This window comes from Aliiroseovarius crassostreae, assembly GCF_025137635.1.
Lineage (GTDB): Bacteria > Pseudomonadota > Alphaproteobacteria > Rhodobacterales > Rhodobacteraceae > Aliiroseovarius > Aliiroseovarius crassostreae.
In genome coordinates, this window is record NZ_CP080772.1 from 2,592,202 (window position 1) to 2,606,746 (window position 14,545).

15 protein-coding genes and 1 riboswitch are annotated in these 14,545 nt (G+C 59.1%); of the genes, 8 read left to right on the forward strand and 7 right to left on the reverse strand.

All coding sequences use genetic code 11. From position 1 onward, the window contains the following. The first annotated feature begins 85 nt into the window (after window positions 1-85). Entirely contained in the window at window positions 86-619 is a 534-nt protein-coding gene (locus K3J57_RS12435) for a DUF1643 domain-containing protein (RefSeq protein WP_259797783.1), read from the forward strand. Between the two features lie 42 nt (window positions 620-661). Here K3J57_RS12435 and K3J57_RS12440 read toward each other — a convergent pair whose 3' ends face one another. Further along, the gene (locus K3J57_RS12440) at window positions 662-1,903 is read right to left on the reverse strand and encodes a calcium-binding protein (RefSeq protein ID WP_259796133.1); all 1,242 of its coding nucleotides are present in this window, start codon (window positions 1,901-1,903) and stop codon (window positions 662-664) included. 174 nt (window positions 1,904-2,077) lie between these two features. Between K3J57_RS12440 and K3J57_RS12445 the strand changes: the two genes are divergently transcribed. Both K3J57_RS12445 and rpsO read left to right on the forward strand, forming a co-directional pair. Beyond that, window positions 2,078-2,386, forward strand: coding sequence for a DUF5665 domain-containing protein (locus tag K3J57_RS12445; protein ID WP_235477701.1), 309 nt, complete (start codon window positions 2,078-2,080; stop codon window positions 2,384-2,386). Window positions 2,387-2,529: 143 nt separating this feature from the next. Then, complete coding sequence (gene rpsO, locus K3J57_RS12450) at window positions 2,530-2,799, forward strand: 30S ribosomal protein S15 (protein ID WP_055192751.1); 270 nt, start codon at window positions 2,530-2,532, stop codon at window positions 2,797-2,799. Window positions 2,800-2,888: 89 nt separating this feature from the next. On the opposite strand, the gene K3J57_RS12455 is transcribed toward rpsO, so the two are convergent. Next, a complete protein-coding gene (locus tag K3J57_RS12455) occupies window positions 2,889-3,548 on the reverse strand; it encodes an SGNH/GDSL hydrolase family protein (protein WP_259796135.1) in 660 nt (219 codons plus the stop codon). 290 nt (window positions 3,549-3,838) lie between these two features. Between K3J57_RS12455 and pnp the strand changes: the two genes are divergently transcribed. Then, window positions 3,839-5,989, forward strand: a complete 2,151-nt coding sequence (pnp, locus tag K3J57_RS12460) for a polyribonucleotide nucleotidyltransferase (protein ID WP_173486745.1) — start codon at window positions 3,839-3,841, stop codon at window positions 5,987-5,989. Window positions 5,990-6,052: 63 nt separating this feature from the next. Here the strand turns inward: pnp and K3J57_RS12465 are convergent, their stop codons facing one another. Beyond that, window positions 6,053-6,829, reverse strand: a complete 777-nt coding sequence (locus tag K3J57_RS12465) for a nuclear transport factor 2 family protein (RefSeq protein WP_259792159.1) — start codon at window positions 6,827-6,829, stop codon at window positions 6,053-6,055. A gap of 92 nt (window positions 6,830-6,921) precedes the next feature. On the opposite strand from K3J57_RS12465, the gene K3J57_RS12470 reads away from it, so the two are divergent. Further along, window positions 6,922-7,290: a winged helix-turn-helix transcriptional regulator gene (locus K3J57_RS12470; RefSeq protein ID WP_173486747.1), complete on the forward strand. Its 369-nt coding sequence runs from the start codon at window positions 6,922-6,924 to the stop codon at window positions 7,288-7,290. Here K3J57_RS12470 and K3J57_RS12475 read toward each other — a convergent pair. After that, window positions 7,275-8,030, reverse strand: a complete 756-nt coding sequence (locus tag K3J57_RS12475) for a metallophosphoesterase (RefSeq protein ID WP_259796138.1) — start codon at window positions 8,028-8,030, stop codon at window positions 7,275-7,277. The genes K3J57_RS12470 and K3J57_RS12475 overlap by 16 nt on opposite strands. 107 nt (window positions 8,031-8,137) lie before the next feature. On the opposite strand from K3J57_RS12475, the gene K3J57_RS12480 reads away from it, so the two are divergent. Then, the gene (locus K3J57_RS12480) at window positions 8,138-8,821 is read left to right on the forward strand and encodes an aquaporin (protein WP_259784958.1); all 684 of its coding nucleotides are present in this window, start codon (window positions 8,138-8,140) and stop codon (window positions 8,819-8,821) included. 52 nt (window positions 8,822-8,873) lie between these two features. Here the strand turns inward: K3J57_RS12480 and serA are convergent, their stop codons facing one another. Next, window positions 8,874-10,466 carry a phosphoglycerate dehydrogenase gene (gene serA, locus K3J57_RS12485; RefSeq protein WP_259784959.1) on the reverse strand — a complete coding sequence of 531 codons (1,593 nt, stop codon included), beginning with the start codon at window positions 10,464-10,466 and terminating at the stop codon, window positions 8,874-8,876. A gap of 134 nt (window positions 10,467-10,600) precedes the next feature. Then, complete coding sequence (locus K3J57_RS12490) at window positions 10,601-11,767, reverse strand: phosphoserine transaminase (RefSeq protein WP_259796142.1); 1,167 nt, start codon at window positions 11,765-11,767, stop codon at window positions 10,601-10,603. 279 nt (window positions 11,768-12,046) lie between these two features. Here K3J57_RS12490 and serB point away from each other — a divergent pair, with 279 nt between their 5' ends. Beyond that, on the forward strand, window positions 12,047-12,925 hold the full coding sequence (gene serB / locus K3J57_RS12495; RefSeq protein WP_259796143.1) for a phosphoserine phosphatase SerB: 879 nt from the start codon (window positions 12,047-12,049) through the stop codon (window positions 12,923-12,925). A 17-nt stretch (window positions 12,926-12,942) separates the two neighbouring features. Here the strand turns inward: serB and K3J57_RS12500 are convergent, their stop codons facing one another. After that, window positions 12,943-13,374 carry a 6,7-dimethyl-8-ribityllumazine synthase gene (locus tag K3J57_RS12500; RefSeq protein ID WP_259796144.1) on the reverse strand — a complete coding sequence of 144 codons (432 nt, stop codon included), beginning with the start codon at window positions 13,372-13,374 and terminating at the stop codon, window positions 12,943-12,945. 96 nt (window positions 13,375-13,470) lie between these two features. Continuing rightward, window positions 13,471-13,598, reverse strand: a riboswitch (FMN riboswitch). 47 nt (window positions 13,599-13,645) lie between these two features. On the opposite strand from K3J57_RS12500, the gene K3J57_RS12505 reads away from it, so the two are divergent. Beyond that, entirely contained in the window at window positions 13,646-14,404 is a 759-nt protein-coding gene (locus K3J57_RS12505) for a TSUP family transporter (protein WP_259784977.1), read from the forward strand. Window positions 14,405-14,545 lie beyond the last annotated feature (141 nt).

Genomic DNA, 14,545 nt, shown 5'->3' on the forward strand with positions numbered 1-14,545 from the left:
TCCTTTCCTCAAGCGAACAGTTTTGACCTTTTGGACAAAATTGGCAAGGGATTGCTTTTCCCGTCACGCGGGGGCAATGACAGGCATGATTACACGAGAGTTTCAAAAAGGCGATGCCGCCAGCGTAGCGGTATATTCGGATTGCGAACATTATCGCTATGCTCTGACGCGCGTATGGGAACCACAGGCGAAACGGGTTCTTTTCATCATGCTGAACCCCTCCAAGGCGACGGAAATTCAGAACGATCCCACTGTAGAGCGGTGTGAACGCCGGGCGCGCGCATTGGGGTTTGGCGGATTTCGTGTGGTCAACATCTTTGGCCTACGCGAGACGCATCCACAGGTGATGCGTCAGGCGGCAGATCCGGTCGGGCCGGAAAATGATCTGGAACTGCTGGCAGGATGTGACTGGGCCGACCAGATCATTTGCGGCTGGGGGACACATGGAGCGCATCGGGACAGGGGGAGTGAGGTTGCAAATCTACTGCGCGCGCGGGGCCACCGCTTGTATCACCTTGGGCTGAGCAAAGCGGGGCATCCAAAGCATCCGCTGTATATTGCCTATGCTACGCAACCAATGCGCTGGGACCGCGAAAACGCGACTGACGGGGGTCAGTAAAGCTAGAGAACAGATTGCGGGGCACTTACGGCGGTCCGGTCGTTAGGCGTAGACCTCCTCCATGACCTCAACATAAAGGTCGGCAACCGTGGCTCCGGGCGCACCTTGCAAGATGGCGACAACTTCGCCGTTCACCGAAACCACACTATCCGCCCCATCATCAGAGGGGGTCACCTCGAGCGCTATGGTGTCGGGGTCTACATCCGGATCAAGCGTGATGCGCAGAAAATCCTCGCCAGACACAAAATCGGTGACGGTTGCATGCCCAAGCCCGGCGTCCTGATCGGAATAGAGGTGGAAATTATCCGCTCCTTCGCCACCAGTTGCGATATCGAACCGATCAAAAATCAGAGTGTCATTGCCTTGCCCACCATCCAGCGTGTCGCTGTCACCATCGATGTGCCAGTCAAAGCTGCTGCGCTCAGCACCGCTGTTTTCCATCGCGTGGCCAAGGTGATTTAGAATGTCATCGCCAGTATCCCCAGAGATTTCATCCGCACCATAACCGCCGGCAATCTGGTCATCCCCGGCACCGCCGGACAGGGTATCATCATCCGGCCCGTCACCGGTATCGTCATGCTGCCCACCGAAAATCAGGTCAATGCCTTCGCCGCCAAGGATGCTGTCATTGCCAAGCCCCCCATCGAGATAGCCCGAATACTGGTCCTCATTTGCGGTATAGGCCCCGACAATCTGATCATTGCCTTCGCCGCCAAAAACGGCGGCAGGTGCGGCGCCCACGGTGATCAGATCATCCCCGGCACCTCCGAAGGCAAAGCTGGCATCGTCCCCTGTGGTGATGGTGTCATCGCCGCCCTGCCCGTCAATCACCTCGACCAGCTCGTCCTCTTGCAGATCGACGAAGGGGGTGCCGTTAAACAGTTGAAGCGCCGCGTCCGAGGCCGTTCCATCGCTGGACCCGACAAAAACATCATCCCCATCGCCCAGTTGAACAGGGTCGGGGTCACGATCATCCGTGATCTTGTCATAGTCCTGCAACCCGTAGATCGCGTCGGTATTTTCTGCCAGCAGCTTGTCAAGAAAGGTTGCATCCGGCCCTTCACCAGCCCCTTCACCCGGCTGATCAATCGGGTTGAGAACATCACCGTCATCAGGAGACTGGGAGCTGTCAGGGTTCAGGAAATCGCCGGTCGATTCCCCCGTGGTCTGGCCGTTGGTTGTAGGCTGCACATCATCCGGCTCGACCTCTTTGCTGCCTTCAAGGAAACCCTCCGCCATGAAGGCAGCGGGCACGAGACCGAGAAACAATAGACCTAACAGCATTTGGCACCTGTATTTTTTGCCATCACCACTTATATCACACCATAACGAGAATCGTGAGGTGACACACAACCACTCGCCCGAGGCTACCGCAATCACACCCAACTTGCAAAAAAAAATGCCTTCAATTTTCACTAAATGCCCTTAAAAATATAAGAAATAGTTAACGGAGGCTCCGTGCAAAAATCAGATCAGACGCCGGCTGACACCCGCACCTCCAGCATCGGTGACGAGATCCGCGCCTTGCGGGAAGAAGTGCATCACCTGAACAGTCACCGCTTCATCCGCCTGCATGACAGCCTGTGGAAACTGGGCCTGTTTCAGCTTTACCGGGGACTGGCCTTTGGGCTGGGGTCGGTTCTGGGCGCCACCTTTCTTGTGGCCGTGGTCGTGCAGATGCTGTCTTCGATCGACTTCATTCCAGTGATCGGAAATTGGGCGCAACAGATCATCGAGCAGATCAACGCCCCGCAATCCACGCCCTGAGCAGCCTTGTTTTCCTTGCCATCGCTGCAGAATCCCCCTATATGCGCGCATCGGTTTCTGAAACGGGACCGATACCTCCATGGGCCCTGCTGGACGACATCCCGGCCTGCGCCATCCACTTTAACCTTGTAAAGGAGACCCCGATGTCGATTACGCCCGAAGAAAAAGCTCGTCTGATCAAAGAGTTCGGCACCAAAGACGGCGACACTGGTTCGCCCGAAGTTCAGGTTGCCATCCTCAGCTCGCGCATCGCGACCCTGACCGAGCACTTCAAAACCCACAAGAAGGACAACCACGGTCGTCGTGGCCTTCTGAAAATGGTTGCTCAGCGTCGTAAGCTCTTGGACTACACCAAGGCAAAAGACGAGGCCCGTTACCAGGACCTCATCAAACGCCTCGGCCTGCGCCGCTAATCGCTCCGATATTCGGAATGATGCGCCCGTCTCGAAAGAGGCGGGCGTTTTTTGTGTCAAACCCCAAACGCCTCGCGTTAGCGTCCAGTTTAACGCCCCTTATCCTCGCGTTTAATCAGGTCCACCACCCGCTTGCCAATCGCGCGGCTGCCCTTGATCGACGGGTGGATCATGTCAAAGGCGTGGAAGCTCTTGTCGCCATGGGGCACAAGGTCAGCGTTGGACAGGAAATGCACCCCCTTGAGGCGCTTGGCCATCATCGCCAGACGTGCCTCATAGGCGTCACCCTCATCGCGGCAGCTTTCAATCGGCGAGTTCACACCGGGGCTGCGCAGATAGCCCAGCATCACCACCCGTGCGCCGGACTTGCGAATTTTCGCGACCAGATCCACCACCGCGCCGCTGCGGCCATCCTCGGAAATCATCCGCCCCATCCGGCGCTCGCATTTGTTGCAACCGCAGCCGAACCACAGGTCATTGCCGCCGCCTGACAGCACCACCCAGTCACGCGGCTGTTTCGGGTTGAACTGGCGTGCAATCCGCATCCCCAGCGCCCCGGTGATCGGCAGGCCATAGATGATCCGCGCACCTGATACGGCACGGCTTTTGACCGGTTCCCCCAATTCCTGCGCCATCACATCCGCCACGGATTTCTGCCCCGGCCCGTTCCACGCAATCAGGCTGTCACCGATGGTAAGAATGCGCGCTGCGGGCTCTGCCGCGATCGGTGCGCTCAGGACAAGGAACAATAAAAAAACCGAAAGAAGGGGACGCAGCATTTGCAGGCTCTGGAACGTGTTAAACAATCTTCCGCCACCCTTGCCGATATCCCGCGCAAAATCCAGCACAGATCACGAAACAATCCGGCGCCAAAACCACCCCCTCTTCCCAAGCGGCCCCTTTTCATGTATGGCGCAAACATCTGAGACTTGCGCCCGGACCCCGGCGCTCGAATAGGATAGTGGGGTCGGCGGCAATGGGGCCGCCATTTCAACGGGAGACCCGGAGGGCCGGGAGTGCTTCCAACTAGGAAAACATGATGTTTGACGTAACTAAAAAATCGATGGAGTGGGGCGAAGAAACCCTCACTCTGGAAACGGGCAAGGTTGCCCGTCAGGCCGACGGTTCGGTCATCGCCACTCTGGGCGAGACCTCTGTCATGGCCAACGTGACCTTCGCGCGCCAGCAGAAGCCCGGTCAGGACTTCTTCCCGCTGACGGTTCACTACAACGAGAAATACTATGCTGCCGGTAAGATCCCCGGTGGCTTCTTCAAGCGTGAAGCCCGTCCGACCGAGAAAGAGACGCTGACCTCGCGCCTGATCGACCGTCCGATCCGCCCGCTGTTCGTTCCCGGCTTCAAAAACGAAGTTCTGGTGATCTGCACCGTGCTGTCGCACGACCTGGTCAACGACCCGGACATGGTGGCAATGATCGCAGCTTCGGCCGCGCTGACCATTTCGGGTGCTCCGTTCATGGGCCCGATCGGTGCCTGCCGCGTTGGTTTCGAGGATGGCGAATACATCCTGAACCCGACCTGCGACGACATGCACGATCTGCGCAACAACCCGGACCAGCGTCTGGACCTTGTTGTGGCCGGCACCAAAGACGCCGTGATGATGGTGGAATCGGAAGCCTACGAACTGTCGGAAGCTGAGATGCTGGGCGCCGTGAAGTTCGCGCACGAGCAGATTCAGCCGGTGATCGACCTGATCATCGAACTGGCCGAAGAAGCCGCGAAAGAGCCGTTTGACTTCCAGCCTGCTGACTACTCGGACCTGTATGAGGCTGTTAAAGCCGCTGGCGAAGACAAGATCCGCGCTGCATACGGCAACACCGACAAGCAGGAACGCGTTGCTGCCGTGGCCGCTGCCAAGGAAGAGATCATCGCCTCGCTGACCGAAGAGCAGCAAGAAGATGCCAACCTCGGCACCGCCCTGAAGAAGCTGGAATCGGCTGTTGTTCGTGGCGACGTTGTGAAAACCGGCAAGCGTATCGACGGTCGTGCACTGGACACTGTCCGCGCCATCGACAGCTCGGTTGGCATTCTGCCGCGCACCCACGGTTCGGCGCTGTTCACCCGCGGCGAGACCCAAGGTCTGGTTGTGACCACCCTGGGCACCGGCGACGACGAACAGATGATCGACGCGCTGACCGGCACCTACAAATCCAACTTCCTGCTGCACTATAACTTCCCTCCGTATTCGGTTGGTGAAGTGGGCCGCTTTGGCCCTCCGGGTCGTCGTGAAATCGGTCACGGCAAGCTGGCATGGCGTGCGCTGCAGGCGGTTCTGCCGTCGGCCACCGACTTCCCCTACACCATCCGTCTGGTCTCCGAGATCACCGAATCGAACGGATCAAGCTCGATGGCGTCGGTTTGCGGTGGCTCGCTGTCCATGATGGACGCCGCAGTTCCGCTGAAGGCGCCGGTTGCGGGTGTGGCCATGGGTCTGATCCTGGAAGATGACGGGTCTTACGCTGTTCTGACCGACATTCTGGGTGACGAAGATCACCTGGGTGACATGGACTTCAAAGTAGCTGGGACCGAAAACGGCATCACCTCGCTGCAGATGGACATCAAGGTCGCAGGCATCACGCCCGAGATCATGGAGAAAGCCCTGGCACAAGCCAAGGATGGCCGTATGCACATCCTGGCCGAGATGGGCAAAGCCCTGACCGAAGGCCGTCAGGAGTTTTCGGCGCACGCTCCGCGCATCGAGACCATGAACATCCCGACCGATAAGATCCGTGAAGTGATCGGTTCGGGCGGCAAGGTCATCCGCGAGATCGTGGAAGTGTCGGGCGCCAAGGTCGACATCAACGACGACGGCGTCATCAAGATCGCATCGCCGAACGGCGACGCCATCCAGAAGGCCTATGACATGATCCACTCGATCGTGGCAGAGCCGGAAGAAGGCGCGATCTATAACGGTAAGGTCGTGAAGATCGTCGATTTCGGCGCCTTCGTGAACTTCTTCGGCAAGCGCGACGGCCTGGTGCACGTATCGCAAATCGAAAACCGCCGCCTGAACCACCCGTCGGACGTTCTGAAAGAAGGTCAGGAAGTGAAAGTCAAACTGCTTGGCTTTGACGACCGCGGCAAGGTGCGCCTGTCGATGAAAGTTGTCGATCAGGAAACCGGCGAAGAGGTTGCCCCGGAGCCGAAAAAGAAAAAAGACGAAGACGCTTAATCAGCATTTTCTCTGAAACAGAAAGCCCCGGTGGAAACACCGGGGCTTTTTTGTTTCAAGAAATCAGAACTTGCCGTTCCCATGGGCCATTTCGGTCGGGATCTCTGACATCGTGTCCCAATGTTCGACGATCTTGCCGCCTTCCACCCGGAACAGATCAAAGAAAGCGGTGTGCTGATCCCCCAGCGTGCCTTCGGACGCCGCAAAGACAAAATTACCCTCGGCCACCACCATATGGGTATCGGTATAGGCCATGGCCTGACCCGCCTCTGCAAGGGCCGCAAGGGCTGCCCCGAGACCATCCAGCCCGTTCCCCACCAGCGGGTTGTGCTGGATATATGTCTCGGTCGAAATGTAGTCGGTGATCTTTTCCGGAGCGGCCCCGTGCAGAACGTCTGCTACAAATGCTTCAACCAGCGCCTTGTTCGCGGCCGTTTTCTCTCGATCCGTGATCTCGGTCGCCCCGTCGGTCATTGAATTGCCCGATGCGGTTTGATCGGCGGGCACGGCGGCTTGCAGGTTGTCCCAATGTTCGGCAACTTTACCATCCTCAACCCGGAACACATCAAAGGCCACCAGCGTTTCGCCCCCAAAAACCTGGGCATTGTGCAGTGTTGAGTGCAGCACCACCAGATCCCCTTCGGCAATCACGCGATGCGGTTCTGCGGTCAGACCACTTTCCTTGAGCGCGGGCAGAAAGCCCAGGATGGGCGCAGCACCGGTCGGCACGGCCGGATTGTGCTGGATGTAATCCTCTTTCAAAAGCTTGCCCGCCGCCTCGGGGTCGAAGTCCACAAACAGGGCAGTCACGGCGGCAAGAACGGTTTCAGTCGGGGTCATTTCGCTATCCTTTCGAATCAACTGTTGTTCTGTGCCGTATTAAGTATTATTTTTGCACTAGGTATCAATTACGCACTATTTAGGAACCAGGTATGGTCAAAGTAACCGCACTGACAAAAGAAGAGGCCGCGAACTGTCCGATCCGGCAGGTTCTGTCGCAGGTCACGGGCAAATGGCAGATGCTGATCCTATTTGCTCTGGACGATGGCGATCTGCGATTTGGCGCGTTGAAACGGTCTGTCGGGGACATCACGCAACGGGTGCTCACCGAAAACCTGCGCAAGATGGAACGCGATGGCTATTTAACCCGGACGGTGGATGCAGGCCCGCCCGTTTCTGTCACCTATGCGCTGACAGAATTGGGGCAGGAGCTGTGTGCACATCTCAAACCCCTGCTGATCTGGGCAGCCGAACGACATGAAATGGTGGTGGAAGCGCGGGCGGCCTATGCGGCGGAGTAGGAACAGCCTTTGACGGACTGGCGCCCCTCACCCGTCAACACCCACGCCTCGCGCCCCTCGATCACGACAACGCCGATGTCTTTGCCGTGTCCGGCGCCGGTGTCGATATTCAGGCGGTTGCCATAGTGCGTGACCACGTCAACCGGCGTGTGGCCATGCACGATCAGCGGACCGTGATCGGCATCTGAATTGTGGAACTCCTGCCGGATCCAGGTCAGGTCATCTTCCACCTGATCCTCCAGCGCGACGCCGGGGCGGATGCCCGCATGAACAAAACACAAATCGCCTATGCGATGCAGGCAGGGCAGCGTATCCAGAAACCGGCGATGCGCTTGGGGCACGGCGGCCAGAGCCTGTGGGTGCAACTGATAGGTGCGGATGCCCTCGGGCACCTCAACCCCGTAACTGGCCAGCGTCTCTACCCCACCGATCCGAGGGTGAAGCCAGTTGTGGTCATACAGCAGCATGTGATCAACCATCGGATAGTCGCGCAGGAACATGGCCGCCATCCGGTCGTGATTGCCCTTCAGCACCACCCAGCTCTCGCCCCGCGCCTGCCCGTCGATCAGGTATTGGATCACGCCCTTACTGTCCGGGCCACGATCCACCAGATCCCCCACATGAACAACAGGGGCGTCGGCGTCCCCGCAACGCGCGCGATCTTCTGCAATCAACGCATGGGCCGCGATCAGCTTATCCAGATGGCCGTGAACATCACCAATGGCATAAACGCGTGTCATGGGCAGCTCCTGTAGGGGTGGTCTGCGCCTCCAAATTCCCCGCGACCAGACGGGGCGAGCTGCGCAAAATGGGCACCAATGCGTTTCTAGTAACAGGGAGTCCCCATATGAAACAAGCAGTTGCAGAATTTATTGGCACCATGAGTTTGGTATTGTTCGGCTGCGGCGCCGCCGTGATTGCGGGCGGAGATATCGGGCTGACCGGCATCAGCTTTGCCTTTGGTCTGGCCCTGATCGGCATGGCCTATGGAATTGGTAATGTCTCAGGCTGTCACATCAACCCCGCCGTGACCATCGGGGCGGTGATCGCTGGACGCCTGCCCAGCTCCAAGGCGCTGACCTATATCCTTGCGCAGTTGGCCGGGGCCGTGGCGGGGGCTGCGATCCTGTTTGTCATCGCCAGCGGTAAAGGTGGCGGGTTTGACGTGGGCACATCCGGGCTGGGTCAGAACGGCTGGGGTGCCGGTTATCTGGGCGAATATAACATGGTATCCGCCTTTGTGTTCGAACTGGTCGCCACCTTCCTGTTTGTCGTGGTGATCCTTGGCGCCACCGGATCAGGCGCCCCCGGCGCCGTTGCAGGTATCGCCATCGGCCTGACCCTTGTGGTGATCCATCTGGTGGGGATCAACGTGACCGGCGTGTCGGTGAACCCGGCGCGGTCATTTGGTCCGGCATTGTTTGCGGGCGGACATGCCCTCAGCCAGCTGTGGCTGTTCATCCTTGCCCCGGTTCTGGGCGCCGCTGCGGCCGGGGCCCTGTTCAAATCAGGTGTGCTGGATACGGAGTAAGCACCAAAAAAGCCCCGGAGAATATCCGGGGCTTTCTTTCTATTTCAACACCTTAAATGTCAAACGACAGCGGTGTGATCGAGTTGAACAACCCGGTATCTTTCAAGGCCGCCCGCACTTCGGCAGGCACCGGCGCGTCCACATACAAAAGGGCGATAGCATCCCCCCCCGCGTCTTTCCGACCCAGAGTAAAGTTCGCGATGTTCACGCCGTTTTCGCCCATGGTTTTCCCGAGCGTCCCGATGATGCCAGGCACATCGTCATTGGTGGTGTAGAGCATGTGGTTGCCGATCTCGGCGTCGATATTGATGCCCTTGATCTGGATGAAACGCGGCTTGCCATCCGAGAACACGGTGCCCGCAATCGAACGTTCGCGCTTGTCTGTCACCACGGTCACCTTGATGTAACCATCAAATGCACCGCCCTTGGCCTGGGTGGTGGTCGAGGTTTTGATCCCCCGGTCCGCCGCCACGACGGGAGCAGAAACCATATTCACATCAGGGGTTTGCGGTTTCATCAGGCCTGCGATCACCGCGCAGTCCAGCGCCTTCAGGTTCATCTCGGAGGCGACACCATCATAAAGGATGTTCACTGCCTTGATCGGCTCGTCGGTCATCTGCCCCACAAACGCGCCCAGATGTTCGGCCAGCTTGATCCACGGGCCCATGACCTTGGCTTCTTCGGCCGTCACCGACGGCATGTTCAGCGCGTTTTGCACGGCACCCGTCAGCAGGTAATCCGACATCTGTTCGGCCACTTGCAGCGCCACGTTTTCCTGTGCTTCGGTGGTGGCAGCGCCAAGATGCGGGGTGCAGACCACGTTAGGCAGGTTGAAGAGCGGGTTCTCCTTGGCGGGTTCTTCGGCGAACACGTCAAAGGCCGCGCCTGCCACATGACCCGATTTCAGCAGATCCGCCAGCGCCGCTTCATCCACCAGACCACCGCGGGCACAGTTGATAATCCGCACACCTTTCTTTGTCTTTTCAAGGGCTTCACGCGACAGGATGTTGCGGGTCGCGTCCAGAAGCGGCACGTGCAGAGTGATGAAATCCGCGCGCGGTAGCAGCTCTTCCAGCTCAACTTTTTCAACACCCATCTGCGCGGCTTTCTCTTCCGACAGGAAGGGATCGTAAGCGATGACTTTCATCTTCAGACCCAGCGCGCGGTCGCAGACAATGCCACCGATATTGCCAGCACCGATCACGCCCAGCGTCTTGTTGGTCAGCTCGACCCCCATGAATTTCGACTTTTCCCATTTGCCCGCATGGGTCGAGGCAGAGGCCTCAGGGATCTGGCGCGCAACCGCGAACATCATCGCAATCGCGTGTTCAGCGGTGGTGATCATGTTGCCGAACGGCGTGTTCATCACGATCACGCCCTTCTTGGAAGCTGCTGTTTTATCAACATTATCCGTACCGATCCCGGCGCGGCCCACCACTTTCAGATTGGTGGCAGCTTCCAGAATGGTCGGGGTCACCTTGGTGGCCGAGCGGATCGCCAGACCATCATATTGACCGATGACTTCAGCCAGCTTTTCCTTGTCCTTGCCAAGCTCGGGCATGAAATCCACATCAATGCCACGGTCACGGAAAATCTGGACGGCGGTTTCCGACAGCTTGTCGGATACGAGAACTTTGGGGGCCATGTGCTGGGCTCCTATTCTTTAAAGTTTGTAAGGGGCCGGGACCCAGAACTTTAAACTTTTTGCAGCCTCAAAGGCGAAAGTTTAAAGTTTTTCGAGGGTCCTGCGGGTCATCTTTGAGAAGGATCCGTGCCGGATCAGAGGGCTGCGATTTCCGCGTTGAACGCCCAGTCGAGCCACGGCATCAGCGCCGCCACGTCGGAGGTCTCAACCGTGCCACCACACCAGATCCGCAGACCGGCCGGTGCGTCACGATAGGCGCCCACATCCAGCGCCACACCTTCGGCTTCCAGACGTTTGGCAACGGCCTTGGCGAAAGTTGCCCCATCGGTGATGCGCGCGTCGTTGAACTTCACGCAGACCGAGGTGTTCGACCGGGTCGCCGGATCATCGGCCAGAAACTCGATCCAGTCGGTGGCGTCGACAAATTTCGTCACTTCGGCAGTGTTGGCATCCGCACGGGCGATCAGACCTTTCAGCCCCCCCACAGACCGCGCCCAGTTGAGCGCAAACAGGTAATCTTCCACGGCCAGCATCGACGGCGTGTTGATCGTAGCACCAGTAAAGATACCCTCGATCAGCTTGCCACCTTTGGTCAGGCGGAAGATTTTCGGCAGCGGCCAGGCCGGGGTATATGTCTCAAGACGCTCGACCGCGCGGGGCGACAGGATGATCACACCGTGGGCCGCTTCGCCGCCCAGCACTTTCTGCCAGCTAAACGTGGTCACATCCAGCTTGTCCCAGGGCAGGTCCATAGCAAAGGCCGCCGAAGTGGCATCACAGATGGTCAGCCCTTCGCGGTCCGCCGGGATCCAGTCACCGTTCGGAACCCGCACACCCGAGGTGGTGCCGTTCCAGGTAAAGACAACATCATTGGCAAAATCGACCGAGGCCAGATCCGGCAGTTGGCCATAGTCGGCCACTTTGGTCACAGCATCCAGCTTCAGCTGCTTGGTCACATCGGTGACCCAGCCCGAGCCAAAGCTTTCCCAGGCCAGCATCTCGACCCCACGTGCGCCCAGCAAAGACCACAGCGCCATTTCCACAGCACCAGTGTCCGACGCCGGCACGATGCCGATCTTGTAATCTGCGGGAATGCCCAGCACCTCACGGGTGCCTTCGATCGCGGCTTTCAGCTTGTCCTTGCCGATGGCGGCGCGGTGCGAACGGCCCAGGGCGGCGTCCGACAGAGCATCCAAATTCCATGTGGGGGGTTTGGCGCAGGGGCCAGAAGAAAACCGCGGGTTCGCCGGAACGGCGACAGGTTTGGTGTCCGGGCGGTTTGCCGGTTGCTCAGTAGCCATAGATGCTATCCTTCCAGATAAATGCCCTTCGTTGGGGAAGGGTGTCCCACGACATGAGGTAAGGCGCTTTCGAATGCTGCACAAGCGAAAAAATGTCGGTTTTGAATTTTGATCGGTCGAATTCCGGCGCAAAATGACCACTATCGGAAACTTTCGGAGCAGCACGAAACAGGAGTTTCTGGAAAACCGCAGGCCTTTTTGCCGAATTTCCTCTTGTCGTCGGACTAAGATTCGCCGCATGTCTGTGGCCATCCGACACCGCTGATCAAAGGCCGTTCCATGTATATTGCCACGCTCCTCACCGCCCCGACCAACCGCACCCTCGACGCCGCGCTGGTGGATAATCTGCGCAACGCATGGGGCGGCGGCGATGTCCGCTGGCTCGCCCCGGATGAGGCGGCCGAGTTCACGCTGGCCAAGATGCCCGGCAATCGCTGGGACGTCTGGGCGGATTTGCAAAAACTGGGTGTGGACCTGATTGTGCTGCCCGCACAGGGACGGAAAAAGAAGATGCTGCTGGCGGATATGGACAGCACCATGATCCAGCAGGAATGCATCGACGAACTGGCAGATGAGGCGGGTGTAGGTGAGCGGGTCAAGGACATCACCGCGCGGGCGATGAATGGCGAGCTTGATTTCGACGGGGCGCTGACCGAACGGGTTGGTCTGCTCAAAGGGCTGCCCGAACGCGTGATCACCGAAGTGATTGAAAAGCGGATCACTTTCATGCCGGGGGGCAAAGCCCTGCTGGCGACCATGAAAGCACAGGGCGCTTATGCGGCGCTGGTGTCCGGCGGGTTCACGGCGTTTACCGGCCATGTGGCGGACGCGCTGGGATTTGACGAAAACCGCGCCAACACGCTGCATGTGGAAAACGGCGCGCTGACCGGCACCGTGGGCCTGCCCATTCTGGGCCGCGAAGCCAAGGTGCAGGCGCTGAAGGAAATCTCCACCCGTCTTGGGCTGGAGCATGCCGATGTGATGGCAGTGGGGGATGGCGCCAATGATCTGGGGATGTTGGGGCTGGCGGGCGCGGGCGTGGCGCTGCACGCGAAACCGTCCGTCGCCGCCGAATGTGACATCCGCATCAACCACGGCGACCTGACCGCGCTGCTTTACATTCAAGGCTATTCGCGAGAGGAGTTTGCGGGGGCATAACCCCCGCCCCCCTTATTTCACGACAATTCTGCATGAAGCGCGGTGATCTGAAGCGCTGCCTCTGCGGCCTCGCGCCCCTTGGTCACAAAATGCGCCTTGTAGATCTCGATATGATGATCCGTTGGCTGGAAATGATGCGGGGTGAGCGAGACTGACAGAACCGGCACCCCGGTCTCCAACCCCGCCTGCATCAGCCCGTCCACCACAGAGGCTGCGACAAAATCATGGCGGTAGATGCCCCCATCCACCACCAGGGCGGCGGCGGCAATGGCGCCATACCGGCCTGATGCAGCGAGTTTTTTGGCCAGCAAGGGCATCTCGAACGCGCCCGGCACGGTGAAAACATCCACCTGATCCGGACGGATCTTTTCCTGAAATCCCAGCAAGGCCTGATCGACAATATCCGCATGCCATGCGGCCTTGATGAATGCGTAACGGGTGTGTGTCATGGCGTTTCCTTTCTTCATCAGACACGTCACCCAAGGCGCAAACGAAGAAAGGAGGGCACACGAGGCCCCTCTGCACGCCTGATCCGGCGCGCCCTTACCCGCTCTCTTCCATCCGGACTATCACCGTCGGCCCCGGAATTTCACCGGATCTGCTGTCACCCGAATCGGGCCGCTCGCGGGCTTTAACCGCCGGTGGGGAATTGCACCCCGCCCTGAGAACGGGCAGAACCTGACATGAGTTCCCCGTTGTGGCAAGAGACAGGACACGAAAATGATCGAGATGTCAGCCGAGCTGTTTGCCCTCCTGCTTGGGGCCGCCTTCGTTGCAGGTTTCGTCGACGCAATTGCAGGGGGCGGGGGGCTGATCACCGTGCCTGCATTGCTTTTGGCGGGGGTGCCACCAGTGACAGCACTGGCGACCAACAAGGTTCAGGGGCTGTTCGGGGCCGGAATGGCTGCGGTGACCTATGCGCGCGCAGGCCACGTGACCCTGCGCCGCCAGATCCGCCCGGCCCTGTTATCCTTTGCTGGCGCTGTTCTTGGTGCGCTGATGGCCTCCTCGCTGCCCACCGATGTGATCCGCATGGGGCTGCCGGTCCTGCTGATCGGCGTGGCGCTGTTTTTTGCGCTGAAGCCCGGGCTTGACGATGTGGACAAACACGAACGCCTCTCTCCGCTTCTGTTTTCAATCAGCTTCGTGCCCCTGATCGGCTTCTATGACGGGCTGCTCGGCCCCGGCACCGGGGCGTTTTTCATGCTGGGTTTCGTGGGCCTCGCCGGCTATGGCATCCTGCGCGCCACCGCCCATACGAAATTGCTGAATTTTGCGTCGAATGTCGGCGGGCTGGTTGGGTTCCTGCTGGTGCTGCAGCCGCTCTGGCTGCTCGGACTGGCGATGGGAGCGGCGCAAATGGCCGGCGCCTGGCTCGGCTCTCAGCTGGCCAGCCGGATCGGCGCAAAGCTGATCAAACCGGTGCTGGTGATCGCAGCCTCGGCAATGGCCATCAAACTGATCAGCGAATGGATGTGACAGTGCACACGCCGAACTTAACGCAAACCTCGCATCGCTCGGCAGGGGCTTTGCCCCTCTTGGCTGCGCCAATTCACCCCAGGATATTTCCAACAAGAAAAAAGACGATGGGTCCGCCTTTTCCTCTTGCCCAAAATATCC

What these genes read in the sequence shown, in the direction of transcription:
- K3J57_RS12435 (WP_259797783.1), top strand. Translation starts at nt 86, where the DNA reads ATGATTACACGAGAGTTTCAAAAAGGCGATGCCGCCAGCGTAGCGGTA.
- K3J57_RS12440 (WP_259796133.1), bottom strand. Translation starts at nt 1,903, where the DNA reads ATGCTGTTAGGTCTATTGTTTCTCGGTCTCGTGCCCGCTGCCTTCATG.
- rpsO (WP_055192751.1), top strand. Translation starts at nt 2,530, where the DNA reads ATGTCGATTACGCCCGAAGAAAAAGCTCGTCTGATCAAAGAGTTCGGC.
- pnp (WP_173486745.1), top strand. Translation starts at nt 3,839, where the DNA reads ATGTTTGACGTAACTAAAAAATCGATGGAGTGGGGCGAAGAAACCCTC.
- K3J57_RS12465 (WP_259792159.1), bottom strand. Translation starts at nt 6,829, where the DNA reads ATGACCCCGACTGAAACCGTTCTTGCCGCCGTGACTGCCCTGTTTGTG.
- K3J57_RS12470 (WP_173486747.1), top strand. Translation starts at nt 6,922, where the DNA reads ATGGTCAAAGTAACCGCACTGACAAAAGAAGAGGCCGCGAACTGTCCG.
- K3J57_RS12475 (WP_259796138.1), bottom strand. Translation starts at nt 8,030, where the DNA reads ATGACACGCGTTTATGCCATTGGTGATGTTCACGGCCATCTGGATAAG.
- K3J57_RS12480 (WP_259784958.1), top strand. Translation starts at nt 8,138, where the DNA reads ATGAAACAAGCAGTTGCAGAATTTATTGGCACCATGAGTTTGGTATTG.
- serA (WP_259784959.1), bottom strand. Translation starts at nt 10,466, where the DNA reads ATGGCCCCCAAAGTTCTCGTATCCGACAAGCTGTCGGAAACCGCCGTC.
- K3J57_RS12490 (WP_259796142.1), bottom strand. Translation starts at nt 11,767, where the DNA reads ATGGCTACTGAGCAACCGGCAAACCGCCCGGACACCAAACCTGTCGCC.
- serB (WP_259796143.1), top strand. Translation starts at nt 12,047, where the DNA reads ATGTATATTGCCACGCTCCTCACCGCCCCGACCAACCGCACCCTCGAC.
- K3J57_RS12500 (WP_259796144.1), bottom strand. Translation starts at nt 13,374, where the DNA reads ATGACACACACCCGTTACGCATTCATCAAGGCCGCATGGCATGCGGAT.
- K3J57_RS12505 (WP_259784977.1), top strand. Translation starts at nt 13,646, where the DNA reads ATGATCGAGATGTCAGCCGAGCTGTTTGCCCTCCTGCTTGGGGCCGCC.